Source organism: Streptomyces sp. NPDC041135 (genome assembly GCF_055592085.1).
On sequence record NZ_JBVIYZ010000001.1, the window covers coordinates 437,460 to 463,562 of the forward strand.

Below are 26,103 nucleotides of genomic sequence, written 5' to 3' on the forward strand. Positions count from 1 at the left end.
GGTGCGGGGTCAGTTCTTCGTCGGGTGCGGGGTGGAGCCGTAGGCCGTCAGGAAGCGGTCGCGGAAGGAGCTCATCTTCCACACCGGCGCGTCGTGGGCGGGGCGCAGGCCTTCCGTCCAGTGCCAGTCGGCGATTTGGTCCAGGACCTTCGGGTCCTTGGCGACGACCGAGACGGGCACGTCACGGCTGGCGTGGTTGCCGCTGACCCGGGCGATGGGCTGGTGGTCGCCGAGGAAGACCAGGACGGTGTCGTCGCTGCCGTAGCGCTCCAGCCACTGGGTGAGGGCGGTCACCGAGTAGCTGATCGACTTGCCGTACTCCTGCCGGGACCTGGTGGTGTCGGCGATGACGTCGGCGGGCCGGTGTCCGGCCGCCTCGATGCCCTTGAAGACCGAGCCGTCGCCCAGCTCGTCCCAGCCGACCATCGTCGGCACCGGCGCCCAGGGCTGGTGGCTGGAGGTCAGGATGATCTCCGACATCAGGGGCTTGTCGTGCGGCTTGCCGTGCACCCGCTGCTGGTACTGCTCCAGGGCGTACTGGTCCGGCATCGTCGACCAGCTGAACTTCGGCCCCCTGTACCCGAGCTGGAAGGCGTTGTAAACCTTGTCCAGGCCGTAGTACTTCTGCTCCGGCCAGCCCTTCTGCACGCCCGGCATGACGCCCACGGTGTCCCAGGCCCCGGTCCTGGCGAACGCCTTGGTCAGGCTCAGATGGTCGCTGGCCATGACCGTGCGGTAGCGCTGCTGGTTGTTGATCCACAGGCCGGACATGGTGGTGGAGTGGCCCAGCCAGCTGCTGCCGCCGTACGTCGCCGACGTCAGCCAGCCGCTCCTGGCGTGGTACCCGGCCGCGGCCAGCGCCTTGGTGCGCGCGTCCAGCGTCCGGTCCACGCCGGGCGCGATGATCGGGTCCTCGACGGCGCTGCGGCCGTAGCTCTCGATGAACGTGAAGATCATGTCCTTGCCGCGCAGCCCGGTGAGCAGCTGGGAGCCCGGGGTGCCGCCGAACGCGTCCGTCTTCGCCACCTGGGCGAACCGCGCCTCGTCCCGCAGGGTGTCGGTCACCCGCCGCGCCTGGATGCGCACCGCCGACGTGGTCCGCTCGGAGGCCAGCGGCACGCCGCCGAGCTGGAGGCCGAGGGAGGTGCAGGTGATCCAGACGACCGCGGCGATCAGCGTGCCCCGGCCCGCGGTCGCGCTGTGCCGGGCGAGCAGACCGCTCAGCCGGACCGTCGACAGGGCGAGCAGCGCGCACAGCAGCAGCACGAGGGCGATGACGCCGGCGGTGGCGGCGAGGGCCGTCGTGCGGCCCAGGGAGTCCTCCAGGTACGACTGGGCGTCGCCGAGCAGGCTCCAGTCCAGCACGACGTTGAAGCTGCGGCCCAGGTACTGGTTGAAGCCCATGTCGAGCAGGTTCAGCACGGTCAGCGCACCGAGCGCGGTGCCGGCCAGCGCCGCCGCCACCAGCCGCGGCCGGCGCGGCAGCACCAGCGCCAGGGCGGCACCGAGGATCGCCTCCGCGGGCAGCCGCACGAACTTCGCCGGCCGCAGCCCGACCACCGAGTTCGGCAGCACCAGCGCCGCGACGACGAGCACGGCGGCGAGCACGTTCAGGGCGACCGACAGGACGCGGACGGCCGTGGGATGCCCGTCCCGCCAGGCCCGCCGGGCCTCCCGCAGCCGCCGCCAGGGCCGCCGCGCCCCGCCGCCCGCCGCCCCGGCCCCGTCCGGGGGCTCCGCGCCGGCCTCCGGAACCTCTGCCTGCGGGGCGGGGGCCTCTGCGGGCTCTGCTGCCACCTCTTCGGTGACCGTCTCGTGCTGAGGCAACGGGGGTCCTTCCCTGCGCGGCGTGACGAAGGAGGGCTCCCGCCGGGGAGCGGGTGCCCGCCACCGTCCCGTACGGCCCCCGCGGCGGCCCCGTTCAGCGGACCGGCCCACCGTCCGGCAAACACCGGGCAAACCACTCGTCAAGCGCCGCCGACCGCGGTGAGCAGCGCCAGGGGCGCCGCCGCCGAGCGGGACTCCCGCACGCACGCGTGCGGGTAGGGCACCGGCTCGGGATGGGTGTCGCGGCCGTACCCGGCCAGCACCTCGGGGAGCCGGTGCCCGGTGACCGTGGCCGCGTCGACCAGGGCGTGCGCCACCGTGCGGGCCTCGTCGTGCAGGCCGTAGCGGGCCAGGCCCAAGGCGATCAGGGCGTTGTCGTGCGGCCAGACCGAACCCCGGTGGTAGGACAGCGGGTGGTACGCCGGCTGGCCCGCCGCCAGCGTGCGTACGCCCCAGCCGGAGAAGAAGTCCGGCTCCAGCAGCCGCCGCCCCACGGCCTCCCCGTACTCCTTGTCCAGCAGCCCCGACCACAGCAGGTGCCCGGCGTCCGAGGCGAGGGCGTCGACCTGGCGGCCGTCGCCGTCCAGCGCGAGCGCGGGGAAGGACCGCTCCGGCATCCAGAAGTCGTGCTGGAAGCGGTCGCGCAGATCGGCGGCGGCCTGCTCCAGCAGCGCGGCGTACGTCTCGTCCGCCCACACCGTGCGCGCCACCCACGCCGTGCGGCGCAGCGCGTCGTAGGCGTAGCCCTGGGCGCCCGCCGCCGTCACCGGCCCGGCCGGACGGGTGCCGTCGGCCGAGCAGATCGCGCCGGGGGAGTCCTTCCAGTTCTGGTTGGCGAGACCGCCCTGGTCGGCGCGGTAGACCAGGTAACCCCGCGAGGTCAGCCCGCCGTGGTCGAGCATCCAGCCGATCGCCGCGCGCGCGTGCCGCTCCAGCCGGCGGGCCGGTGCCGTGTCCCCGCTCCGCTCGGTGTAGGCGCCGAGCAGGATCAGGAACAGCGGGGTGGCGTCCACCGAGCCGTAGTAGCGCCCGTACGGCACCTGCCCGAAGTGGGCCAGCTCACCGTGGCGCACCTCGTGCACGATCTTGCCGGGCTGGGCGACCGAGGCCGCGCCGGTCGTGGCGGCCTGGGTGGCGGCGAGCGCGGGGAGCGTGGCGGCGGCGAGAGCGGGCCGGTAGGGCAGCGCGAACAGCGAGGTCAGCAGCGCGTCCCGGCCCAGCAGCGTCAGGAACCAGGGCGCGCCCGCCGCCGGCACCCGCAGCTCCTCGCCGTCCGGCCCGGTCGCCGGGACCTGGAGCGCGGCAAGGTCGGCCAGCCCCCGGGCGCAGGCCGCCGCCAGCTCCGGCCACCCGGTCGGGAAGGCGACGCCCTCCACGAACGCGCCCTCCCGCGCCAGCAGCTGGTCCTGGACGGCGGCCGGGGAGCGGGGCACGCGCAGCGCCCGCTTCTCGCCGTGCGGGCGGGCCATCACGCGCAGCACCAGCTCGGCCGTGCCGTGCGCCGCCAGGTCCAGGGCCCACACCAGGCGGCGGGCGCCGGTGCCGGTCTCCTCGACGGCGTCGGGGGCGGGGTCGGCGGTGATGGTCGTACAGGAGCGCCACTCGGCCCGCCGGTAGCCGAACTCCACGCCGTCGTCGAGGACCTGGCGGGAGCGCACGGCGCCGGGCTTGACGTAGGTGCGGTGGTCGGAGCGGAGTTCGAACTGGTCGGTGAAGTCGGCGTCGGCGGTGATCGCCACGTGCACGGTGGTGGGCACCGGGCGGTTGCTGGTCACCCGCAGGGACTCCACGAACGCGCTGTCCCCGACGGCCTGTTCGCGGAACAGGGTGTAGGCCGGCGGTTCCTGGCGGCCGCCGCGCGGTACGAGCACACAGCGCGCCCGGTCCCCGTCGGCGACCGGGGTGAGCGTCTCCGGCACGGCGCCGTCGACGGTGAGCTGCCAGCGGCTGAGATGCCGGGCGTCGCGCACGAACAGGCCGTCCGGGGAGCCGCCGCCCCGGACGCCGCTGATGTCGCCCCGGTCTCCCACGGCGGCGAAGGTCGCGCCGTGCACGAGCAGATGCTGCCGGTCCGTCATCCTCGGTCCCCTCCCTGATGGCCCTTGCCGAGCGTGTCGCTGCCGCTCGTGTCACGCGTACCGCTGCCGCGCGGAGCGCTGCCGCTCCGGTCGCGGTCGTCGCCCGCACCGCTGCCGCTGCCGCTGCCGCGCGTACCGCTGCCGCTTCGTTCGCGGGTGGCACCCGTGCCGCCCGGGCCGCTGCCGCCCCGGTGGTCCCGCGTCCCGCCGTCGTCCCCGTCCGGCGTACCGCCCGGCTGGTCCCCGGCCCCGGTGGCGGCCCCCGAGACCGCGCCGGTCCCTGCGTCCGGCGTCCCCTCCCGCCCGGGCCCCGAGTGCAGCAGGTCCAGGGCGAGGGCGGCGGTCCAGCCGAAGCCGGTCGCCCCGCAGGCCTCGCCGGTGTACGGGTCGACGTACTCGGCGAAACCGGTGTCCGCGGCCAGGTCCAGCACCGCCTCCCGCAGCGCGTCCGCCCGCTCCCGCTCCCCGTGCTCGCGCAGCCCGCGCTCCAGCAGCCAGGCGGTGTTGAACCAGGCCGGCCCGCGCCAGTAGCGGTGCGGGTCGAAGGCCTCGCCGAGCAGGTCGTAGCTCGGCACCAGGCGGGTCGTCGTACCGACGCCGAAGTGCGGGCCGGTGAGCGTGGCGACGAGGGCGCGCACGACGTCCCGGGGCAGCCCCGGCAGCAGCAGCGGGACCAGCCCGGAGACACCGCGCTCGGGGATCAGACCGCCGCCGCGCACGTCCCGGCAGCGGAAGACGCCCCGCTCCGGGTCCCACAGCCGCTCCACCAGCGCGGCCGTGAGCCGCTCCGCGCGCGCGTGCCGGGCGGTGCCTGCGGCGCCGAGTTCCTGGGCGATCCGGGCCAGCGCGTGCTCGGAGGCGATGAGCAGGGCGTTGAACGCCGGGTCCTCGACGGCGAAGCCGCCCGGCCCGTCGGCGTACCCGGCGTCCCGGTAGTCGGCCGCCAGCCGCACGTACCGCCCGTAGTCCAGATCCGTCGGCCGGTCCTCGCAGGCGCCGTGCGCGAGGTCGGCGCGGCGGAAGGAGCGGGCCGGGGCCGGGGTGACGCGGGCGAGCGGGGCGTCCCAGCAGGGGCTGTTGTCCATGCCCTGCTCCCAGGGGTGGACGACGCAGGCCAGGCCGCCGCCACCGAGGTCGCGCCGGTGCAGCAGGTAGCGGTGCCAGGCGGCGAGCCGGGGGTAGAGACGGGTCAGGAAGCCGCGGGCCCGCGACAGCCCGGGGTCGGCCCGGTGCACCAGCCAGGCGGCCAGCGCGTGCACCGGTGGCTGCACGATGCCGGAGGTCTGTACGGTGCGCGGGGCGCCCGCGGCGTGCCCGGAGGTGGAGGAGCGCCAGAAGTCGGGGCTCGGGAAGTACGCGTCGAGCGGTACGGAGGGGTTGAACACGATGTGCGGGACGCGCCCGTCGGCCCACTGGGCGTCGAACAGCGTCTCCAGCTCCGTCTGCGCCCGCAGCGGCGAGAGGTGCCGCAGACCGATGGCGATGAACGCCGAGTCCCACGACCACTGGTGCGGGTACAGGCCGCGGGAGGGGACCGTCGAGGCGCCCGTCCAGTTCGCGTCGAGCACCCGGGCCGCCCTGACGTGCAGGGACCCGGCGGGGGGCGGAGGATCGTATGCAATCGCCGGTGGGGCGGCGCGGACGGTGTGCTGGCGGGCTGTGAGCTGGGCGGTGCGATCCACTCGGGACTCCCCGAAGACGTCCGGCCGCCCGGTTCGTCGGCGGCTACCGTAGGGTTACGTCTATTTAACACGCAAAACCCAGCATGTAATGCAAACTTGAGAAACACAAGGGGGTGCGCATGACCGGGCGGCCGGGAAGGACCGGAAGGGCGACCAAGGGAGGCGGCCAGGCGAGCGCCGGTGACCTGCTCGAACTGGTGCGCAGCGGGCGGGCCACCACCCGCGGAGCGCTCCAGGAGGTCACCGGTCTTTCCCGGGCCACCGTCGGCCATCGCCTGGACCGGCTGTTCCGGGCCGGCTGGCTGCGCGAGGGCGCCGGCGGCCCGGTGGACTCACCACTCGGCGGACGCCCCTCCATCACCCTGGAGTTCGACGACTCCCACGCCATCGTGCTCGCCGCCGACCTGGACACCCGGCACGCCCGCGCCGCCGTCCTCACCCTGACCGGCGAGATCCTCGCCGAGTGCGCCGGCACGCTGGTCGTCGAGGACGGCCCCGAGGCCGTGCTGCCGGCGCTCGGGCAGTGGTTCGCCGAGCTGCTGGAGAAGGCCGGGCACCGGGCGGGGGAGGTGTGCGGGATCGGGATCGCGGTGCCGGGCCCGGTGGACAGCGAGACCGGCCGGGTCGTCCAGCCGCCGATCATGCCGGGCTGGGACGGCTACGACATACGGGGCCGCCTCTCCCGCGCCTTCACCGAGCACACCGGCGCACCCGCCGTCCCCGTCCTGGTGGACAACGACGCCAACCTCATGGCGTACGGCGAACAGCGCACCGGCTACCCGGACTGTTCGGCGTTCGTCCTGGTCAAGGTGTCGACCGGTATCGGCGCCGGGGTCGTGGTGGGCGGCTCGGTCTACCGGGGCGTCGACGGCGGCGCCGGGGACATCGGCCACATCCGGGTGGGCGCGGAGGCGCTGTGCCGCTGCGGTTCCCTCGGCTGTCTCGCCGCCGTGGCCAGCGGCGGCGCCGTGGCCCGGCGGCTGGCGGAGGCCGGGGTGCCGGCGTCCTCCGGCTCGGACGTGCGCGACCTGCTGGCGTCCGGGCACACCGGGGCGGCCGCGCTCGCCCGGGAGGCGGGGCGCCAGGTGGGGGACGTGCTGGCGACGGTCGTGACGCTGCTCAACCCGGGCGTGCTGATGATCGCCGGGGATCTGGCCGGAACCGCCTTCCTCACCGGCGTGCGGGAACTGCTCTACCAGCGGGCGCTGCCGCGTTCCACCGCCCACCTGGACGTCGTCACCTCCCGGCTGGGCGAGCGGGCGGGGCTGATCGGCGCGGGCGCGATGGTGGTGGAGCACCTGTACGCGCCGGACCGGGCGGAGGAACGGCTGCTGGCGCTGGGGGTGTGAGGCTCATATGCGCCCGTATGGGATTCCCCTTCCCGGGCTGGTGACGGCCGGATGACGGCCCTGTGTCCGGGTCCGGGACCGGGTCCACATGGTGGAACCGGCTGCGCTGTGGCAGCGTGATTCTCGCCACCCTTGATAAGGGCGGCGCTCAGATGAGCGGATCATGAGCGACTGCACTTCTCCAAGGGGTGGCACTGCGTGCCACCCCTTGATCGTTCATCGATCGAACTCAATCGTGCGTACCCACCGCTCACCTGAGCGATGGAGCCACTGCCGGAACCGTGTTGTGTTCAAGAAGTGAAAACACAAGCCCGTCTCCGCTTGCCAAGCTGTGACTTTCGATCCGCTGGCGGACGAGTGGTTACAGGCACATGACGCGCAAGTGGACGTACCCAGGAACCTTCGATCTGGGTATGTTCCTGCCCGTCAGGGCAGCCACCGCGGCCTCAAGGAGTCGAGACCCGTGTCGGAAAACACAGAACCCCACGTAGCGAAGTTCGTTTACGACTTCACCGAGGGCAACAAGGACCTCAAGGACCTCCTCGGCGGCAAGGGTGCCAACCTCGCCGAGATGACCAACCTGGGCCTGCCGGTCCCTCCCGGCTTCACCATCACCACCGAGGCCTGCAAGGTCTACCTCGACAGCGGTGAGGCGCCCGCGGCACTGCGTGACGAGGTGAGTGCGCACCTCGACGCCCTCGAGCGGACGATGGGCAAGAAGCTCGGCCAGGCCGACGACCCGCTGCTCGTCTCCGTCCGTTCCGGCGCCAAGTTCTCCATGCCCGGCATGATGGACACCGTCCTGAACATCGGCCTCTCCGACAAGTCCGTGCAGGGCCTGGCCCGGCAGGCCGGCGACGAGCGCTTCGCCTGGGACTCCTACCGGCGCCTCATCCAGATGTTCGGCAAGACCGTCCTGTGCGTCGACGGCGAGCTGTTCGAGGACGCGCTGGAGGCGGCCAAGGCGGCCAAGAAGGTCACCGTCGACACCGACCTCGAGGCGGCCGACCTGAAGAAACTGGTCACCCGCTTCAAGAAGATCGTCAAGACCGAGGCCGGCCGCGACTTCCCGCAGGACCCGCGCGAGCAGATGGACCTCGCCATCAAGGCGGTCTTCGACTCCTGGAACACCGACCGGGCCAAGCTCTACCGCCGCCAGGAGCGCATCCCGCACGACCTCGGCACGGCCGTCAACGTCTGTTCCATGGTCTTCGGCAACCTCGGCCCCGACTCCGGCACCGGCGTCGCCTTCACCCGTGACCCCGCCTCCGGCCACCAGGGCGTCTACGGCGACTACCTGCAGAACGCCCAGGGCGAGGACGTCGTGGCGGGCATCCGCAACACCGTCCCGCTCGCCGAGCTGGAGCAGATCGACAAGAAGTCGTACGACCAGCTGATGCAGATCATGGAGACCCTGGAGAACCACTACAAGGATCTCTGCGACATCGAGTTCACCATCGAGCGCGGCCAGCTGTGGATGCTCCAGACCCGCGTCGGCAAGCGCACCGCGGGCGCCGCCTTCCGCATCGCCACCCAGCTCGTCGACCAGGGCCTGATCGACGAGACCGAGGCCCTCCAGCGCGTCAACGGCGCCCAGCTGGCGCAGCTGATGTTCCCGCGCTTCGACGAGCAGGCCCGTACCGAGCAGGTCGGCCGGGGCATCGCCGCCTCGCCGGGCGCGGCGGTCGGCAAGGCGGTCTTCGACTCCTACACCGCCGTCAAGTGGTCCCGCTCCGGCGAGAAGGTCATCCTGGTCCGCCGCGAGACCAACCCCGACGACCTCGACGGCATGATCGCGGCCGAGGGCATCCTGACCTCCCGCGGCGGCAAGACCTCCCACGCGGCCGTGGTCGCCCGCGGCATGGGCAAGACCTGCGTCTGCGGCGCGGAGGAGCTGGAGGTCGACACCAAGCGCCGCCGCATGACCGTCCCCGGCGGACACGTCGTCGAGGAGGGCGACGTCATCTCCATCGACGGCTCCTCGGGCAAGGTCTACCTCGGTGAGGTCCCGGTCGTCCCGTCGCCGGTCGTGGAGTACTTCGAGGGCCGGATGCACCCGGGCGCCGACGACGCCGACGAACTCGTCGAGGCCGTGCACCGGATGATGGCCTTCGCCGACCGCAAGCGCCGGCTGCGGGTGCGCGCCAACGCCGACAACGCCGAGGACGCGCTGCGCGCCCGCCGGTTCGGCGCCCAGGGCATCGGCCTGTGCCGCACCGAGCACATGTTCCTCGGCGACCGCCGCGAACTGGTCGAGCGGCTGATCCTGGCCGACACCGAGGCCGAGCGCGAGGAGTCCCTCAAGCAGCTCCTGCCGCTGCAGAAGCGGGACTTCGTCGAGCTGTTCGAGGCGATGGACGGCCTCCCGGTCACCATCCGCCTGCTCGACCCGCCGCTGCACGAGTTCCTGCCGGACATCACCGAGCTGTCCGTCCGGGTGGCCCTCGCCGAGTCCCGGCAGGAGCCGCACGAGAACGAGCTGCGCCTGCTCCAGGCCGTGCACCGGCTGCACGAGCAGAACCCGATGCTGGGCCTGCGCGGCGTCCGCCTCGGCCTGGTCATCCCCGGCCTGTTCACCATGCAGGTCAGGGCCATCGCCGAGGCGGCGGCCGAGCGCCGGGCGGCCAAGGGCGACCCGCGCGCCGAGATCATGATCCCGCTCGTCGGCACCGTCCAGGAGCTGGAGATCGTCCGCGAGGAGGCCGACCAGGTCGTCGCCGAGGTCCAGGCGGCCACCGGCACCGAGCTGAAGCTGGCCATCGGCACGATGATCGAGCTGCCCCGCGCCGCCCTCACGGCCGGCCAGATCGCCGAGGCCGCGGAGTTCTTCTCCTTCGGCACGAACGACCTCACGCAGACCGTGTGGGGCTTCAGCCGGGACGACGTCGAGGCGAGCTTCTTCACCGCCTACCTGGAGAAGGGCATCTTCGGCGTCTCCCCCTTCGAGACGATCGACCGCGACGGCGTCGGCTCCCTGGTGAAGTCGGCGGTGAAGGCGGGCCGCGCGACCCGTCCCGACCTGAAGCTCGGCGTCTGCGGCGAGCACGGCGGCGACCCGGAGTCGGTCCACTTCTTCCACGAGGTCGGCCTCGACTACGTCTCCTGCTCCCCGTTCCGCATCCCGGTCGCCCGCCTCGAAGCGGGGCGCGCGGCCACCGAGTCGGCGGGCAGCGACCACCGCTGACCGCACCCCGGCCCCGGAGCCGTCGTCGGTCCCCGACCCTCAGACCGATCGACGGCGGCTCCGGCGCACCAGGAAAGGGCGGCACCCTGTGCGGGGGTGCCGCCCTTTCGCGCGGCGCGGGCGGGCAGCGCGGCTCCACGTCGCCGACCGTCTGGAACGGCATCGGCCGCGGTTGCCGTGCGTCGGCTCCTCAGCGGTACAGCTCCGGTATCGGACAGGCCTCCAAGGACTCCTCCGGCCGGTCGGCCCACCGCCACCAGACATGCCGACCGGCACACTTCCAGAGCGCCCGGCAGGCCCGCCGGCCGTCGTCCTCCCGCCCGGCCAGGACGAGCCCGCCGGGCGTCATGGTCCGGCCGCACTCAGGACAGGAGGGGACGTCGGTCATGCAGCGGACTCTCACGGAGGGGCATCTCCGCCCGTCCGGTCGACCGCCCGCTCGATCTTCGCGGGCTGCCACGATCGGCATGCACCGCTTTCCCCGCGCACCCGATGGGTCTGGGCCTGGTGCTAATCTCTTGCCGCTGTGCACGGGGGGCAGTTGGGGGCTGGGTATCTTCGCACCGCCCTCGTCGCGTGCCTGATCGGCCGCCGGCCGTCCCGTCCGCACATCGTGCTGAGAAGCCCAGGAGCGACGATGGCCCGTCGTACTACCGCCCGAGGCGTCGTCGCCGCGCTGGCGGTCCTCACCGTGACCGCCGGTCCCGGCCCGCTCGCCGTCCCAGCCGACGCGGACAATGGCGTCGCGAGCACCGCCCTCACGGCGGAGAACGTCTTCCAGGCGGACCGCTACGTCCCGACCGGGGATCGGCTCCGCAGTGCCGGCCCTCATGGCTACCTGCATGCCCAGGAGGGGCGCTCCGGCTACCTGTGGACGTCGTACGACACAGGTACGACGACCTCGCTGGGCGACCTGGCGCGACTCGAGGTCCCCGCCTACCTGGGATCGTCGTCCGACGTCGTGGCCGATGTGGTCTCACCCACCGAGAAGGTGGTCCTCAGAGACCTGTCCTCCGGCACCACCACGGACGTCGCCCTCACCCACGGCACGTACGCGGCGACCTTCGGCGCCCACGTGCTGACCCAGGCCCGGGACACCGACGGCGATCGTGTGCTGTGGCTGTACGGCGACGGCGCACCCGCCGCGGGCACCCCGGTCGACGGCTGGCCGACCGGAATCACGGCCAACTTCAGCGTTCTGGGCGGCGACAGCGGTACCGCCGTCGTCGGTTACGCGCTGGCCAACGGGGCGCGGCACCTGGCGCTGGTGGACCTGGCCGCCGCGAGGGTCACCGGCGATGTGGCCGTACCCGTCGCCCCGACGGGCGTCGCCCTGAGCGCCGACCGGCTGGTCTGGTGGTCCGACCTCACGGTGGCGCACGTCCTGCGCCGCGCCGACCTCTCCGCGGCCGCGACGACGGTGACGCTGCCCGGCACGGAGGGCACCCCGTACGTGGGCATCGCCGGGCGCTGGCTGGTGGTGGCCCGCTCCGTGCCGTCGGACCCGTACGACTCGGTCGACAAGTCCGGCGAGCGGCTCATGGCCGTCCCCCTCACCGGCGGTGACCCGCTCACCCTGCTCCGGCACGCGAACAGCTCCCTCGTCACGGCACCGGACGGCAGTCTGCTGGCCGTCGGCGGTACCGACGCCCGGCACTGGGCGGTACGCAGGATCACCGACACGGGGACGGACACCCCGGCGCTGACGGAGCTGACCGCCGTACCGCCGACGGCGGCGAAGATCGGCCGGTTGTCCTTGCAGAACGGCACCATGGCCACCGAAGAGGCCGACAGCAGCTTCCTGGGCGCCTACTACACGAGGCGGATCGCCGCCGACGGAACGCCGGGTGCGCCGACCTGGCGGAAGTGGGACGTCCTCGGGGTGGGCCCGTACGCCACCGGGGACGGCCGTGCGGTGACGTTCACCGCTCAGTCAGGTCCCACCGGCTCGTACGTCCAGTCCCTCGACGGATCCGACGAGGCCGGCTTCTTCTATCTGCCCTCGGCCTCCGGAAGCGTCCTCGACGTCACCGGCCGCTACGCGATAGTCAACGGTTCCTCTCCCGCCAAGCAGTACGTCGGCGACCTCGGCGTCCACAGCGACCTGCAACCCGTCGTCACCCGCTCCGTGACGGCCGCCTCCGTCTGGGGGACCAGCCTCTGGACGCCGGGTTCCGGCACCGGTGTCGTCACCGCGAAGGACCTGAAGACCGGCAAGACCATCGACACCGTCAGCACCGGCGCCCCGTGCGTCCCCAAGGAACTCCAGGCGGTGGGCCGCTGGATCTACTGGTCCTGCGGCCCGACCGCGACGGCCGGCGTCTGGGACCGTACGACCAGGAGAAGCATCCCCGTCCCGTCCGGCCAGGCGCTGCTCGGTGACGGCTACCTCGTCCGGCACGACACCTCGGCCGGGGCGCTCCTCCTCACCGCCTTCTCCGACGGCACCGCGACCACCCACAGGATCGGCGACCTCGCGGCGGGCACCTCCAGCCTGCGCGGAGTGACCTGGACCGTGGACAAGTTCGGCGGTCCCGCGGCCTACGTGGACGCCAACGAGCGGATTCACCTCGTCCCCAGCGGGGCCGCCACCCAGCGGCTCGCCGTCGTCGAGTTCAAGGTGACCGACAACGCGTGGGACAGCAGCGCGGCCGGCGCCCCGTGGTGGCAGTGGCGCGGACTGCTCTCCAAGCCCGCCGCCTCCTGGACGGCCACGCTCACCAGCAAGGCCACCGGCGCTGTGGTCCGTACCTTCTCCGGCGGCGAGGTGAGCGGCACCCTGACCGCGCGGTGGGACACGCGCGACAGCAAGGGCGCACTCGTTCCCAACGGCACGTACACCTTCCGTCTGACGGCTCCGCCCGCCGACGGTTCGGGACCGGCGCTGACGGTGTCGCAGACGGTGAAGGTGTCCGACGGAGCCGCCGTACGCCATGACTTCACCAACAGCGGCACGTGGGCGCCCGACGGGACCGGCGACGCGCTGACCCTCACCTCGTCCGGCGTCGTCAGCTATCGGCCGGGCACGGGTACGGGCGCCTTCGGCAAGAGCATGTCGGCCTCGGGGTGGCCCTCCTCCGTGACGCTCGTCCCGTTCGGTGACGTCAACGGCGACCGCCGCAACGACATCCTCGTCCGGTTCAGCAGCGGCGAACTGCGGGTGTATCGGACCATGCGGGGGCAGGCTTTCCTCACGAGCACCCCGCACACCTCGCTGGGCACCGGCTGGAACCAGTACGACGTGCTGACCTCACCCGGGGACGTCACCGGTGACGGGCGCCCCGATCTGATCGCGCGCAAGGTGTCGACGGGCGAGGTGTTCCTGTACAAGGCCACGAGCACGGGGAAGCTGTCCGCACGGGTCCGGATCGCCGCGAACTGGTCGGGCTACAAGAAGATCGTGGGTGTCGGGGACTTCAACGGTGACGGCCGCGGCGACCTCCTGGCCCAGGACCGCTCCCACACTCTCTGGCGCTACGACGGCAATGGCTCCGGCGGCTTCAAGTCACGCGTCAAGGTAGCCTCCGGCTGGGGCTCGTCGTACAACATCGTGGCGGGCGTCGGCGACATCACAGGCGACGGCCGGGCGGACATCGTCTCCCGCGACACCTCCGGCAACCTGTGGCGCAACAGCGGGAACGGCTCTGGGTCGTTCGGATCCCGCACGAAGATCGCCTCGGGGTGGCAGGGCTACAAAAGCGTGTCCTGAGGCCCGGCCCCGCGACGGCGGCGAACCCGTCGTGATGCGCGGCGTCAAGCACCGCGGCAGGCGACCGCGTCGCGTCCTCGCCTGCCGCGACGATCCATCGCGTCATGCCGATCAGCGTACGGATCGCAGGTGGTCGTTCACCCCGTAGGAGCCGGAGGCGACGCCCCGCCTCCCGGCGATGCCCCAGTCCAGGCCCAGCGCCAAGCGATCACCTGGTACCGGACACGTTGGTCGGGGCAGCTCCCGGGGCTGCGTCGAAGTCGTACTCCAAGACGTACGAGGCGGCGTCCAGGGTCATCTCGTTGACCTCTACGACGCGACCGTCGTGCGTGTACGCGGTGCGGCAGATGAGGATGACCGGGGTGCCCGTGGACATGTCCAGCCGGCCGGCTTCGTCCTTCGACGGCATGCGTGAGCGGATCTCTTCGCGGAAGTGCACCGGCTCGTGTCCGAGTTCGGCGAGCCTCGCGTACGTGCCGCCCGGTCCGGTGTCCTCCTGGGTGATGGCGGACCCGGCGACCACGGACATGGCGAGGTAGCTCGTCGCGAGCAGGACCGGCTTGCCGTCCAGGACGAAGCGCCGGCGCCTCACGCAGACCATCTCGTCGTCCGCCAGGTCCAGGACCGCGCCGATGCGATCAGGCGCTGACTCCTCGGACACGGTGATCCGGTCGACCACAAGGGCCCGGTTCTCGATGTCCGCCGACCAGATGGAACGGCCGTTGCCCCACTGGTCGCTCGCCAGTCGCTGGATGCCTCGGCGTCGCAGCGGACGGAAGGACCGCACGAACACGCCGGCGCCCTTGCGGGCTTCGGCCAGGCCTTCATCCCGTAGGACGCCGAGTGCCTGGCGAGCTGTCATGCGGGCCACGCCGTACGTGGCCATGAGGTCGTTCTCTCCCGGAAGCCGATCACCGGGACCGTACTCGCCCGACTGGATCGCCTCGCGCAGGGAGTCCGCAATCCGCTGGTACTTGGGCCGGCGGTCTTCGTCGGCAGTGGCCATTCCGAAACCCTCCTCGCTTCTCTAGACACCTTAGGCCATAGGTCTGGGGCTCGCTGTCTGCCCGTAGTCGGGTGCACGGCTTGTCGGGAGGGGCTGTTCCGCCCTCACGGCTTCACTTGACTTCTCTAGAGATCTGTCGCCATGCTGAGATGTATAGAGAGGTGCGTTCGGGCCTCTCAGATGAGCGGTGTCTGCATGCCGTCACCGAGTCGAGTCCCGTGGCCGCCGATCGAGACGGATCGGCGGCCGAAGCCGGCGCTGCCGCCTTTACGACGGCAGCGGCAAGGAGTGAGCGCGGATGACCTTCGAGATCGACCGGTGTCCCCGTGAGCCGTCACCACGGCTCGGTTCGATGATCTTGCAGCCGGTTCCGGAGTCCGCCGCCCGGGCCCGGCGCTGGTTCCGGAAGTTCATCGCGCCGTACCACCCGCTCTGTTCGGTCGATGACTGCGTGCTGATGATCTCGGAGCTGGTGACCAACGCGATCCTTCACGGGCGGTCGGACGACGAGTGGCTCGTCAGGGTCGAGTGGTTCCGGGACGGGACGTCGCTGCGTGTGGAGGTGCACAGTCCGGGTCTCCCGGCGAGTGTGCGCCTGCGCCGGCCGGAGGCCGAGGACGCGCACGGGCGCGGGCTGCTTCTGGCCGATGCCGTCGCCGCTTCCTGGGACTGCGGGCCGAGCCGTTTCGGGGGAGCGGTGGTCTCCTTCGTGATGGCCGACGCCTGGCCCGGGTGAAGGGCGCGGGTCCCCTCCCTCGGCCAACACCCCTCGGTCGACACACTCCCGCAACCCCCCTTTCGTAATCGCCCCGCATGGTTGATCGTTGGGCCGTGCATCGGTGACGGACGTCAGGGGGCACAGGATGACGATCAGCCGTAGGACTCTGCTGGCCGCGAGCGCGGGCGCGGGGGCGGGGCTGCTGACCGGGTGTGGGTCGAACACCGGGCGGGGCGGTGGCGGGGGTTCGGGGCCGGGGCTGTCGCAGTGGTACCACCAGTACGGCGAGGCCGGTACGCAGCAGGCCGTGCGGCGGTATGCCGCCGCGTACCGGAAGGCCGACGTCAGCGTGCAGTGGCGGCCGGGCAACTACGACCAGCAGACCGCGGCCGCGCTGCTGACCGACTCCGGGCCGGACGTGTTCGAGGTCAACGGGCCCACCCTGGACCAGATCCGGGGCGGCCAGGTGGCCGACGTGACGGAGCTGCTGGAGGGCGTGCGGGACGACTTCAACCCGGCCGTGCTCACGCCGAAGACGTACGACGGGAAGATCTGGGGCGTCCCGCAGGTCATCGACATGCAGTTGCTCTACTACCGCAAGAGCCTGCTGAAGGACGCCGGGGTCGAGCCGCCCACCACGCTGGACGCCCTGGTCGACGCGGCGAAGGCGCTGACCGGCAGCAAGGTCAAGGGGCTGTTCCTCGGCAACGACGGCGGCGCGGGCGTGCTCGGCGGGACTCCGCTGTACGCGGCGGGACTCAGCCTGGTCACCGACGACGGCCGCGTCGGCTTCGACGATCCCGCCGCCGCCCGCACCCTCGCCAAGCTGCGCCAGCTGTACACCGACAAGTCGCTGCTGCTGGGCGCCCCCGCCGACTGGTCCGATCCGTCCGCCCTGCTCCAGGGGCTGACCGCGATGCAGTGGTGCGGGCTGTGGGCGCTGCCGCAGGTGCAGAAGGAACTCGGCGACGACTTCGGGGTGCTGCCGTTCCCCGCGGACGGCGCGCACGGCCGGCCGGCGGTCCCGGTGGGCGCCTACGGCGCCGCCGTCAGCGCGCGCAGCCCGCACCGGGAGGCGGCCCTGGCGTACGTGAAGTGGCTGTGGGTCGACCGCACCGACTACCAGCAGGACTTCGCCCTCTCCTACGGCTTCCACATCCCCGCCCGGATCTCCCTCGCCCGGAAGGCCACCCGGCTGCGCTCGGGGGCGGCCGCCGACGCCGTCCGCTTCACCACCGAGCACGGCTACGCCCAGCCCCTGCTGTGGACCCCGGCCGGCCAGACCGCCTACCAGGACGCGCTCAGCCGTGTCATCAGGAGCGGCGCCGACGCCGCGAGCGAGCTGCGCACCGTCGTACGGAAGGTGTCGGCGGAGCTCGACCGGGTGAAGAAGAAGCCGTGAGGCGGCGCGGGACGCTGTGGTTCTGGGTCTTCGTCGGGCCCTTCGCGCTCGGGCTGGCCGTGTTCACGTGGGTTCCGCTGCTGTGGAGCGTCGCCCTCAGCTTCTTCGACGCCCACAACACCGTCACGCCGACCCGTTTCGTCGGGCTGGACAACTACACGGCGGTGCTGCGCGACGACGCGTTCACCGGCAGCCTGCGGACGTTCGCCGTCTTCAGCGCCTTCATCGTGCCGGTCACCTACGCGGCGTCCCTGGCCCTCGCCCTCATGGTCCACCGGGTCCGCCGCTTCCAGGCGTTCTTCCGGTCGGTGTTCTTCCTGCCGGCCGCGTGCAGCTATGTCGTCGCGGCGCTGATCTGGAAGATGTCGCTGTTCAGCGGGGTGCGGTTCGGGCTGGCCAACACCGTGCTGGGCTGGTTCGGCGGCGAGCCGGTGGCCTGGCTGGCCGGCACCGATCCGCCCTGGTACTGGCTGGTCGTGGTGAGCGTGCGGCTGTGGCTCCAGGCGGGCTTCTACATGATCCTCTTCCTCGCCGGGCTCCAGCGGATCGACCCGGTGCTGTACGAGGCGGCCGCGGTGGACGGGGCGCGGCCCGGCTGGACGGTGCTGCGGCACATCACGCTGCCCCAGCTGCGGGCCACCTCCGTCGCGGTCGTCCTGCTGCTGCTCGTCAACGCGTTCCAGGCGTTCGACGAGTTCTACAACCTCCTGTCGGACGCCCGCGGTTACCCGCCCTACGCCCGCCCGCCCCTGGTCTACCTCTACTACACCGCCCTCGGTCAGGGGCAGAACCTGGGCCTGGGCAGCGCGGGCGCCGTCGTCCTCGCGCTGCTGATCGCCCTGGTGACGGTGGGGCAAGCCCGCTGGCTGCGGCTGGGAAGGACGGACCCCGATGGATGACGCCCTCGTCCGCGCCGGGCGGGCGCTGCGGCTGGTGCTGCTGACCGCCCTCGCCCTGCTCTTCCTGATCCCCTTCTACCTGCTGCTGCGCAACGGGCTGGCGAGCGAGCGGGACATCACCTCGCCCGACTGGACGTTCTTCCCCCGCGAGGTGCGGTGGGGGAACGTACGGGAGCTGTTCGAGGACCCGTCCGTCCCCTTCGCCCGGTCCCTGCTCAACTCCGCCCTGATCGCCGTCGCGACCACCCTCGGCACCGTGCTCCTGGCCTCCCTCGCGGGCTACGGCCTCGCCCGCATCCCCTACCGGCACGCGGCCAAGGTCTTCTACGGCATCCTCGCCACCCTGCTGGTCCCGGCCGCCGTCACCTTCGTACCGAGCTTCGTGCTGGTGTCGTCGCTGGGCTGGATCTCCACCCTGCGGGGCCTGATCGTGCCGACCCTGTTCTCCGCCTTCGCCTGCTTCGTCTTCCGGCAGTACTTCCTCGGCTTCCCCCGGGAGCTGGAGGACGCGGCGCAGGTCGACGGGCTCGGGTACTGGCGGACGTACTGGCTGGTCGTCGTGCCGAACGCCCGGCCGGTGTTCGCGGCCGTCGGCACGATCGTCTTCCTCGGCGCGTGGAACTCCTTCCTGTGGCCGCTGGTGATCGGGCAGGACCAGGGCTCCTGGACGGTGCAGGTGGCGCTGTCGTCGTTCACCACGGCCCAGGTGGTCCGGCTGCACGAGCTGTTCGTGGCGGCGGCCGTGTCGGTGCTGCCGCTGCTGGTGGTGTTCCTGTGCTTCCAGCGGTGGATCGTGGCGGGCGTGGAGCGCTCCGGGATCGACTGACCGCTCAGAGGGAGCCGCCGCTGTCCACCACCAGATCGGTGCCGACGACGGAGGCCGCGTCGTCGGAGGCCAGGTACAGCACGGCGGCGGCGACCTCCTCGGTGGCGGAGATCCGGCCGAGCGGCAGCGTGGCCCGGGCGCGTTCGGCGCGGTCCGCCTCGCTCTCGCCGGGGCGCAGGGACATGGGGGTGGCGGTGGCGCCGGGGCTGACCACGTTGACGCGGACGCCGTCGCGGATGTGGTCCAGTGCGGTGCCCCGGCTGAGCGCGGTCACGGCGGCCTTGCCGGCGGAGTAGGCGGCGGCCCCGGCGGCGGTGGTGTGCGGGCCGAAGGTGGACGACACGTTGACGATCGCGCCGCCGGACGGCTGGGTGCGCATCCGGCGCACCTGGGCGCGCAGCGCCAGGAAGACGCCGGTGACGTTGACGGCGAGCTGGGTGTGCCAGTCGTCCTCCGGGAGGTCCGCGAGGGGCTGTCCGCCGCGGAAGACGCCGGCGTTGTTGACCGCCACGTCGAGGGAGCCGAAACCGTCCACCGCGGCGGCCACCAGGGCCTCGGCGTCGGCGGCCCGGGTGACGTCGGCGGTGACGGCCAGCGCCGTGCCGCCCCCGGCCTCGATCAGGGCCACCGTCTCCTTCAGCGGCGCCGGCCGCCGCCCGGCGACGACGACCCGTGCCCCCTCGGCGGCGAACGCCAGGGCGACGGCCCGGCCGATGCCGGAGCCGGCACCGGTGACGAGGGCGGTCCTGCCGTCGAAGCGCATGCTGGTCATGATCTCCCCTTTTCTTGACCGAGCGATCCAATATGGCGGCGAAAAAAAGGGGGCGCCGCCCGCCCCCGGTCCCGGTCGGATCTCAGTCGAGCAGCGCCAGCGCCTGTTCCGCCGCGTCCCGCACCCTGGCCGGGTCCGAGGACGCCTTGCCGACCACCCGCAGGCCCTGCAGCAGCACCAGCAGGGTGCGGGCCAGGGCGAGCGGATCGCGTTCGGCGGGCAGTTCGCCCTGCGCCTGGGCACGGGCCAGCGCCGAGTGCAGCGCCGTCTCCAGCTGGTCCCAGTTGCGCTCCACCCGCCGGGCGGCGACCGGGTCGTGCGGGGCCAGTTCGGCCGCCGTGTTGGTGATCAGGCAGCCGTTCAGGCGCAGCCGCTCGTCGCCCGACTCGGCCGCGTACCGCCGTACGACCGCGCGCACGGCCGGCAGCGCGGGGCCCGGCCGGGACAGCTCGCGCACCATCGGCGGCAGCCCGGCGCGGTCGTAGCGCTCCAGCGCCTTCAGGTACAGCTCGCGCTTGCCGCCGAAGGTCGCGTAGAGGCTCGCCCGCCCGATGCCGAGGTGCTCGGTGAGGTCGGACACCGACGTCGCCTCGTAGCCGCGCCGCCAGAACAGCTCCAGGGCTGCCTGCAGCGCGGCCTCGGGGTCGAACTCCTTGGTCCTGGCCACGGTCCGCAGCCTAGGCAGTAATGGAACGACCGGTCAAGAAAAGCGTCTTCGGGAACGACCGGCCTCCGCAGGCCCGCGACCAGCCCGCGCAGGCCCGCGCAGGCCCGCGCCCGGCCCTAGTACGCCCGCACCTCGTACGTGGCGATGCGCACCGCGTCCTCGTCGAGGCACTGGCCGCTCTCCAGGTCGAAGCGCTGCTTCAGCAGCGGCGAGGCGACGAAGGGCCGCCCCTGGTGGGTGCCGGTCAGGCCGCGGGAGAGGACCGCGGCGCCGGTGAAGGGGTCACGGTTGTCGACGGCGTACAGCCGGCCCGCGCGGTCGCGGAACAGCGCCACCTGGGTGCCGTCCGGGAGCAGGGCGGCCACGCCCCGGCCGGGCAGCAGCTGGGTCAGGTCGCAGACCGTCAGCCAGTCGTCGGACAGCTTGAGCTGGACGGTGAGGTCGGTGGTCTCGGGTGCCAGGGTCATCGCTGGGCGCTTCCTTCCAGGGGACGGTGGCCGATGGTCAGCAACGGCAGGTCGGGCTTGATCTGGTCCCGCTCGGGGACGAAGCCGACGACCGGGTCGGGGGTGTCCGGGGCGTTCACGAAGGACACGAAGCGGGAGAGCTTCTCGGGGTCGTTGATGGTCTCGGCCCACTCGTCGCGGTAGCCCGCCACGTGCGCCGCCATCAGCGACTCCAGCTCCTCGCAGATGCCGAGCGAGTCCTCCACCACCACGTCCCGGACGTGGTCCAGGCCCCCGGGGATGCGCTCCAGCCAGGTGGAGGTGCGTTCCAGGCGGTCGGCGGTGCGGATGTAGAACATCAGGAACCGGTCGATCAGGCGGACCAGTTCGGCGTCGCTCAGGTCCTGCGCGAGCAGGTCGGCGTGGCGCGGGGTCGCACCGCCGTTGCCGCCGACGTACAGGTTCCAGCCGTTGGCGGTGGCGATCACGCCGAAGTCCTTCGACTGGGCCTCCGCGCACTCCCGCTGGCAGCCGGAGACCGCCGACTTCAGCTTGTGCGGGGAGCGCAGGCCCCGGTAGCGCAGCTCCAGGTCGATCGCCATGCGCACCGAGTCCTGCACGCCGTAGCGGCACCAGGTCTGCCCGACGCAGGACTTCACCGTGCGCAGCGCCTTGCCGTAGGCGTGGCCCGACTCGAAGCCGGCGTCCACCAGCCGCGCCCAGATCAGCGGGAGCTGCTCCACGCGCGCGCCGAACAGGTCGATGCGCTGACCGCCGGTGATCTTCGTGTAGAGGCCGAAGTCGCGGGCGATCTCGCCGATGACGATCAGTTTCTCCGGGGTGATCTCACCGCCGGGGATGCGCGGCACGACCGAGTAGGAGCCGTTGCGCTGGAGGTTGGCCAGGAAGTGGTCGTTGGTCTCCTGGAGGGCCGCCTGCTCGCCGTCCAGGACGTAGCCGCTGGCGCCGATCGCCGGTGCCAGCGAGGCGATGATCGAGCCGACGGCCGGCTTGCAGACGTCGCAGCCGTCGCCGCCCCGCGCCTCCGGGCGGCCGTAGCGGTCGAGCAGGTCCTGGTAGGTGGTGACGCGCAGGGCGAGGACGATCTCGTACAGCTCCTCGCGGGTCTGCGCGAAGCAGCCGCACAGGCCCTTGTCGACCTCGACGCCGCTCGCCTCCAGCTCGGCGGTGACCAGCTGGCCGAGGACCTTGACGCAGCTGCCGCAGCCGGTGCCGGCCCTGGTGCACTTCTTCACCTCGGGCACGGTGGTGCAGTGGTGCTCGGTGACCGCGCCGCGGATCGTGCCCTTGGAGACGTTGTGGCAGGAGCAGATGACCGCCTCGTCCGGCAGCGCGGACGGGCCGAGCCGCTCCGGGGCGCCGGCGCCGGCGGGCAGCACCAGCGACTCGGGGGCCACCGGCGGGACCGAGCCGGTGAAGGCCTTCAGGGTGCCGTAGGCCTCCGCGTCGCCGACCAGGATGCCGCCGAGCAGGGTGCCGTCGCGGCCGATGACCAGCTTCTTGTACAGACCGGCGCGGGAGTCGGAGTACACGACGTCCAGGCAGTCCGCGGTGGCGCCGTGCGCGTCGCCGAAGGACGCCACGTCGACGCCGAGCAGCTTCAGTTTGGTGGAAAGGTCGGCGCCGGTGAACGCCGCCTCGTCCCGGGCGATGGTCGCGGCCACCGTCTCGGCCTGCTCGTACCCCGGGGCCACCAGGCCGTACACCCGGCCGTCGGCGGCCAGCGCGCACTCGCCGATCGCGAAGACGTGCGGGTCGGACACGGTGCGGCACTGCTCGTCGACCGCGATGCCGCCGCGCTCGCCGACGTTCAGGCCGCAGTCGCGGGCCAGCTGGTCGCGGGGGCGGACACCGGCGGAGAACACCACCAGGTCGGTGGCGAGTTCGGAGCCGTCGGACAGCTTCATGCCGGTGACCGCGCCGTCCGCGCCGGTGACGATCTCCTGCGTGCCGACGCCGGTGTGGACGCTCAGGCCCATCTCCTCGATGGTGCGCAGCAGCGCCGCGCCGCCGCCCTCGTCGACCTGGACGGGCATCAGCCGCGGCGCGAACTCCACGATGTGCGAGGTGAGTCCGAGGCCCTTCAGGGCGCCGGCCGCCTCCAGGCCGAGCAGGCCGCCGCCGACCACCGCGCCGGTCGTGGCCTGGGTCCTGGCGTACTCCTCGATGGCGAGGAGGTCCTCGATCGTGCGGTAGACGAAGCAGCCCTCGGCGTCCTTGCCCGGCACGGGCGGCACGAACGGGTAGGAGCCGGTCGCCAGGACCAGCACGTCGTAGTCGACGGCCAGGCCCGAGCGGGCGGTCACCCGGCGCGCGTCCCGGTCCACCGTCAGCGCCGGGTCCCCGACGTGCAGCTCGATGCCGTGGCCGGTGATGAAGCCGGCGTCCGTCAGCGACAGTTCCTCGGGCGTACGGCCGGAGAAGTAGGAGGTGAGCTGCACGCGGTCGTAGGCGGGACGCGGCTCCTCGCACAGCACGACCACCCGGTGCGTGGCGGTCAGACCGCGCTCGGCGAGCGCTTCGAGGAAGCGCTGGCCGACCATGCCGTGGCCGACGAGCACGATCGTGGGCCGGGAGCGGTCGCCGGCGGGTGCGGTCGTGGACATCAGGAGCCTCCATCGTTGGTGAGCAGGTGGAGCAGCGGGCCGTCACCGGGGAGCGGCTCTGCTCCCTCCCAGGCGCGGGCGAGCGCGCCGACGGTGCCGAGTTCGCCGACGAGGACCCCGCCGACCAGGCGGTCGTCGCGGACGACGACCTTGCGGTACGTGCCCCGGGTGGCGTCCGTGAGCCGCACGACGTCGTCGCCGGGACGCGGCTCGGTCTCGCCGAAGGCGGCCAGGTCGAACGGGGACAGGGCGGAGCGGGCGGCGTCGGCGCCGGTGAGGGTCAGCCGGGTCAGCGAACGGGTCCCGGTGTAGCGGGCGCCGGTGTCCCCGGCGAGCAGCCGGGCCAGCGCCTCGGCCTGTTCGAGGGCCGGGGCGGCCAGCCCGTACACCGTGCCGGCGTGCTGGACGCAGTCGCCGACGGCGTGGATGTGCGGGTCGGAGGTGCGCAGTTCGTCGTCCACGAGGATCCCCTTGTGGACGGCCAGGCCCGCCTCCAGGGCCAGAGCGGTGCGCGGGTGCACCCCGCAGGCGAGGACGACGAGGTCGGCGTCGAGCGCGTAGCCGTCGGCCAGCTCCACCGAGCGGACCGCGCCGCCGACGCAGCGCACGTCCCGCACCCGGCACTCGGTGTGCACCTCCACGCCCAGGCCCGTCAGGTGCCGCAGCACCAGCCGGGAGGCGTCCGGGTCGAGCTGGCGCTCCATCAGCCGCTCGCCCTGCTGGGCGAGCACCACCTGCGCGCCGCGCACCGCGAGCGCCCGGGCCGCCGACACCCCGAGCAGGCCGCCACCGACGACGACCGCCCGCACCCCGGGCCGCACCGCCCGGGACAGGCCCAGGCAGTCGTCCATGGTGCGGAAGGCGTGGACGCCCTCGGGGAGCCGGTGGTCCGGCGTGAACAGGCCGCGCAGCGGCGGCAGCACCGGGTTGGAGCCGGTGGCCAGGACCAGCGTGCCGTAGCCGATCACCGAGCCGTCCGCGCACTCCACCCGGCGGGCGGCGCGGTCGATGCCGGTGACCCGGGCGCGGACCAGGTCGGCGGGCGCGGGGAGCGCGATCACCTCGGGCGCGTACCGGCCGGCCAGCACCTCGGCGAGCAGCACCCGGTTGTAGGGGTCGTGCCGCTCCTCGCCGACGAGCAGCGCGGGCGTGCCCAGCTCACCGAGGAGCCGGGCGAGACGTACGCCCGCGAGGCCGGCGCCGATCACCACCACACGCGCATTCGAGGTCATGTACCGCAGCGTGCGGTGCCGAGGTTACCCGGCGGCATCACCGTTGTTTCCCGCGCGGAACGCTGCCCTCAGCGGACGCGGCCCGGGCGTGTGAGGGACCTGCGGGCGGCGCGGGGAGGCCGGTGAGGCCCCGCCGGGGGCCGGGCGGGGCGGGGCGGCGGGGGACCGGCCGCGTTCCGCCGGGTCGGTGCAGGGGCCATCGTGTACGACGCGGAGACCGCGCGGCTACGGCCCGGCCCGGCCGGGTCGGGGCGGGCTCAGCGGCTGCCCGTGAGGTGGGCGAAGACCACCACGTTGCCCTGGTAGCCGGTCGACCGGGAGTAGCCGCCCCCGCAGGTGATCACCCGCAGCTCGGGGCGGTGCGCGGCGCCGTAGACCTTCTCGTCGGGGAAGTCACGCGCCGCGTAGACCTCGACCGCGTCCACGGTGAACACCGCCACACTGCCGTCCTTGCGGTCCACCTCCACCACCGCGCCGCGCTTGAGGGCGCCGAGGCCGAAGAAGACGGCGGGGCCCTCGGTGTTGTCGACGTGCCCGGCGACGATCGCGGTGCCCCGCTCGCCGGGGATGGTGCCGGCCCGGTACCAGCCGGCCAGGTTCTTCTGCTCGGGGGGCGGCACGTCCAGGCTGCCGGCGGCGGTCAGCGCGAGGCCCATCAGGGGGGCGTCGACGTGGATGGCGGGGATGCGGATGCGGGTCGGCAGGGAGGGCGCCAGCGCGGGGGCGGCGAGCCGCTCCTCGGCCGGGTCGGGGCGGCCCTCGGCGGCGGAGGGCTGCGGCGGGGCGTGGGTGCCCGCACCGGCCCCGAGCAGCCAGACGCCGGACGTCAGGGCCACCAGGGTGACGGCGGCTATGGCGGTGTCCCCGAACCTGCGCATGCGAACCCCTCTGACGGAGCTGAACCCCCTGCCCCCTCCGGGCCACGAGGGGCATCGGACCCGGAGGGGGCGGGGCTTGCGGTACCGGCGGACGGACAGCGGAGGGTGTCCGTCAGATCCCGTCGCCTCTCGCCCGGCGATGCAGGAGCCAGGTACCGCCCGCGGCGGCGACGGCCAGAGCCGCCACACCCGCCGCGGTGTGCTCGGAGTCGGGGCCAAGAGCGCCACCGACCCCCGTCTTCACGCTGCCCCGGGGCTGCACCTGCTCGTGCGTCCCGCCCAGCGCCACCACCAGGTCGCCCGCCACCTGCCGGTCGCCCTCACCGCACCGCGCGACGATCTCGTACGTCCCCGGCTGCGCGCTCGGCGGCACCCGGAACTGCCCGATCGCCTCGCCCTGGTGCGCGCTGGGTGCCAGGGTGAACGTCCCGGCGCCGACCGCGCCCGCGTCGCCGAGCGCCGTGCCCTCGGCGCCGCAGTCCGCCGTGTTCACCGTCACCTGGGCGCCGGGCACCGCGGTGGTGGGGTAGACGTCCAGGCGGCCGGGGGCACCGCCGTACGCGGGTGCGGTGGCGAGGCCCGCCGCCGCGACGGCCAGCGCGGTACCGCTCAGCAGACGGGCGGTGCGTCGCATGGTGCTCCCTAGCTAGAACTCGTCCGAGTCGTGCAGGGGGCGCGCCCCTGCCCTTCCGAGGTAAGTGGCACTCGGCCCGGCCCGCTTGCTGAGGGTCCGTCAGGAATGGGATGAACGGGTGTCACCGGCCCGCCTCCACACGGGCGATCGGCGCGGGGATCGCGCCA

General features: G+C 73.0%; 18 protein-coding genes. 7 read left to right on the forward strand and 11 right to left on the reverse strand.

Annotated elements, in window-relative coordinates; translation table 11 throughout:
- Nucleotides 1–9: 9 nt before the first annotated feature.
- From ACZ6CZ_RS01965 to ACZ6CZ_RS01975, 3 genes are all read right to left on the reverse strand, one after another.
- A complete protein-coding gene (locus ACZ6CZ_RS01965; protein WP_469013288.1) occupies nucleotides 10–1,827 on the reverse strand; it encodes an alkaline phosphatase family protein in 1,818 nt (605 codons plus the stop codon).
- Nucleotides 1,828–1,967: 140 nt separating this feature from the next.
- Nucleotides 1,968–3,905 (reverse strand): amylo-alpha-1,6-glucosidase, encoded by a 1,938-nt coding sequence (locus tag ACZ6CZ_RS01970; protein ID WP_469013291.1) that lies wholly within the window; start codon nucleotides 3,903–3,905, stop codon nucleotides 1,968–1,970.
- Nucleotides 3,902–5,587, reverse strand: coding sequence for an MGH1-like glycoside hydrolase domain-containing protein (locus tag ACZ6CZ_RS01975; RefSeq protein WP_469013296.1), 1,686 nt, complete (start codon nucleotides 5,585–5,587; stop codon nucleotides 3,902–3,904). Before ACZ6CZ_RS01975 ends, ACZ6CZ_RS01970 begins: the two co-directional genes overlap by 4 nt.
- A 119-nt stretch (nucleotides 5,588–5,706) precedes the next feature.
- Between ACZ6CZ_RS01975 and ACZ6CZ_RS01980 the strand changes: the two genes are divergently transcribed.
- From ACZ6CZ_RS01980 to ACZ6CZ_RS01990, 3 genes are all read left to right on the forward strand, one after another.
- The gene (locus ACZ6CZ_RS01980) at nucleotides 5,707–6,936 is read left to right on the forward strand and encodes an ROK family protein (protein ID WP_469013300.1); all 1,230 of its coding nucleotides are present in this window, start codon (nucleotides 5,707–5,709) and stop codon (nucleotides 6,934–6,936) included.
- 463 nt (nucleotides 6,937–7,399) lie between these two features.
- The gene (gene ppdK / locus ACZ6CZ_RS01985) at nucleotides 7,400–10,120 is read left to right on the forward strand and encodes a pyruvate, phosphate dikinase (protein WP_469013305.1); all 2,721 of its coding nucleotides are present in this window, start codon (nucleotides 7,400–7,402) and stop codon (nucleotides 10,118–10,120) included.
- 637 nt (nucleotides 10,121–10,757) lie between these two features.
- Nucleotides 10,758–13,829 (forward strand): FG-GAP-like repeat-containing protein, encoded by a 3,072-nt coding sequence (locus tag ACZ6CZ_RS01990; RefSeq protein ID WP_469013308.1) that lies wholly within the window; start codon nucleotides 10,758–10,760, stop codon nucleotides 13,827–13,829.
- A 208-nt stretch (nucleotides 13,830–14,037) separates the two neighbouring features.
- Here ACZ6CZ_RS01990 and ACZ6CZ_RS01995 read toward each other — a convergent pair whose 3' ends face one another.
- Nucleotides 14,038–14,835 carry a GntR family transcriptional regulator gene (locus ACZ6CZ_RS01995; RefSeq protein ID WP_469013310.1) on the reverse strand — a complete coding sequence of 266 codons (798 nt, stop codon included), beginning with the start codon at nucleotides 14,833–14,835 and terminating at the stop codon, nucleotides 14,038–14,040.
- Between the two features lie 298 nt (nucleotides 14,836–15,133).
- Here ACZ6CZ_RS01995 and ACZ6CZ_RS02000 point away from each other — a divergent pair, with 298 nt between their 5' ends.
- From ACZ6CZ_RS02000 to ACZ6CZ_RS02015, 4 genes are all read left to right on the forward strand, one after another.
- On the forward strand, nucleotides 15,134–15,571 hold the full coding sequence (locus tag ACZ6CZ_RS02000) for an ATP-binding protein (RefSeq protein ID WP_469013313.1): 438 nt from the start codon (nucleotides 15,134–15,136) through the stop codon (nucleotides 15,569–15,571).
- 127 nt (nucleotides 15,572–15,698) lie between these two features.
- Nucleotides 15,699–16,955: an ABC transporter substrate-binding protein gene (locus ACZ6CZ_RS02005; protein WP_469013316.1), complete on the forward strand. Its 1,257-nt coding sequence runs from the start codon at nucleotides 15,699–15,701 to the stop codon at nucleotides 16,953–16,955.
- Nucleotides 16,952–17,854 carry a carbohydrate ABC transporter permease gene (locus ACZ6CZ_RS02010; RefSeq protein WP_469013317.1) on the forward strand — a complete coding sequence of 301 codons (903 nt, stop codon included), beginning with the start codon at nucleotides 16,952–16,954 and terminating at the stop codon, nucleotides 17,852–17,854. Before ACZ6CZ_RS02005 ends, ACZ6CZ_RS02010 begins: the two co-directional genes overlap by 4 nt.
- Nucleotides 17,847–18,680, forward strand: coding sequence for a carbohydrate ABC transporter permease (locus ACZ6CZ_RS02015; protein WP_469013319.1), 834 nt, complete (start codon nucleotides 17,847–17,849; stop codon nucleotides 18,678–18,680). The genes ACZ6CZ_RS02010 and ACZ6CZ_RS02015 overlap by 8 nt, the downstream gene beginning before the upstream one ends.
- 4 nt (nucleotides 18,681–18,684) lie before the next feature.
- Here ACZ6CZ_RS02015 and ACZ6CZ_RS02020 read toward each other — a convergent pair whose 3' ends face one another.
- The 7 genes from ACZ6CZ_RS02020 to ACZ6CZ_RS02050 all read right to left on the reverse strand — a co-directional run bounded on the left by ACZ6CZ_RS02020 (nucleotide 18,685) and on the right by ACZ6CZ_RS02050 (nucleotide 25,936).
- Entirely contained in the window at nucleotides 18,685–19,452 is a 768-nt protein-coding gene (locus ACZ6CZ_RS02020) for an SDR family NAD(P)-dependent oxidoreductase (protein ID WP_469013324.1), read from the reverse strand.
- An 82-nt stretch (nucleotides 19,453–19,534) separates the two neighbouring features.
- A complete protein-coding gene (locus ACZ6CZ_RS02025; RefSeq protein WP_469013328.1) occupies nucleotides 19,535–20,119 on the reverse strand; it encodes a TetR/AcrR family transcriptional regulator in 585 nt (194 codons plus the stop codon).
- A 116-nt stretch (nucleotides 20,120–20,235) separates the two neighbouring features.
- Nucleotides 20,236–20,586 (reverse strand): nitrite reductase small subunit NirD, encoded by a 351-nt coding sequence (gene nirD / locus ACZ6CZ_RS02030; RefSeq protein ID WP_469013332.1) that lies wholly within the window; start codon nucleotides 20,584–20,586, stop codon nucleotides 20,236–20,238.
- Complete coding sequence (gene nirB, locus ACZ6CZ_RS02035) at nucleotides 20,583–23,192, reverse strand: nitrite reductase large subunit NirB (RefSeq protein WP_469013337.1); 2,610 nt, start codon at nucleotides 23,190–23,192, stop codon at nucleotides 20,583–20,585. The genes nirD and nirB overlap by 4 nt, the downstream gene beginning before the upstream one ends.
- Complete coding sequence (locus tag ACZ6CZ_RS02040; protein ID WP_469013341.1) at nucleotides 23,192–24,424, reverse strand: NAD(P)/FAD-dependent oxidoreductase; 1,233 nt, start codon at nucleotides 24,422–24,424, stop codon at nucleotides 23,192–23,194. Before ACZ6CZ_RS02040 ends, nirB begins: the two co-directional genes overlap by 1 nt.
- A 257-nt stretch (nucleotides 24,425–24,681) precedes the next feature.
- Nucleotides 24,682–25,302 (reverse strand): class F sortase, encoded by a 621-nt coding sequence (locus ACZ6CZ_RS02045; protein ID WP_469013347.1) that lies wholly within the window; start codon nucleotides 25,300–25,302, stop codon nucleotides 24,682–24,684.
- A gap of 112 nt (nucleotides 25,303–25,414) precedes the next feature.
- Entirely contained in the window at nucleotides 25,415–25,936 is a 522-nt protein-coding gene (locus ACZ6CZ_RS02050; protein ID WP_469013349.1) for a hypothetical protein, read from the reverse strand.
- Nucleotides 25,937–26,103 lie beyond the last annotated feature (167 nt).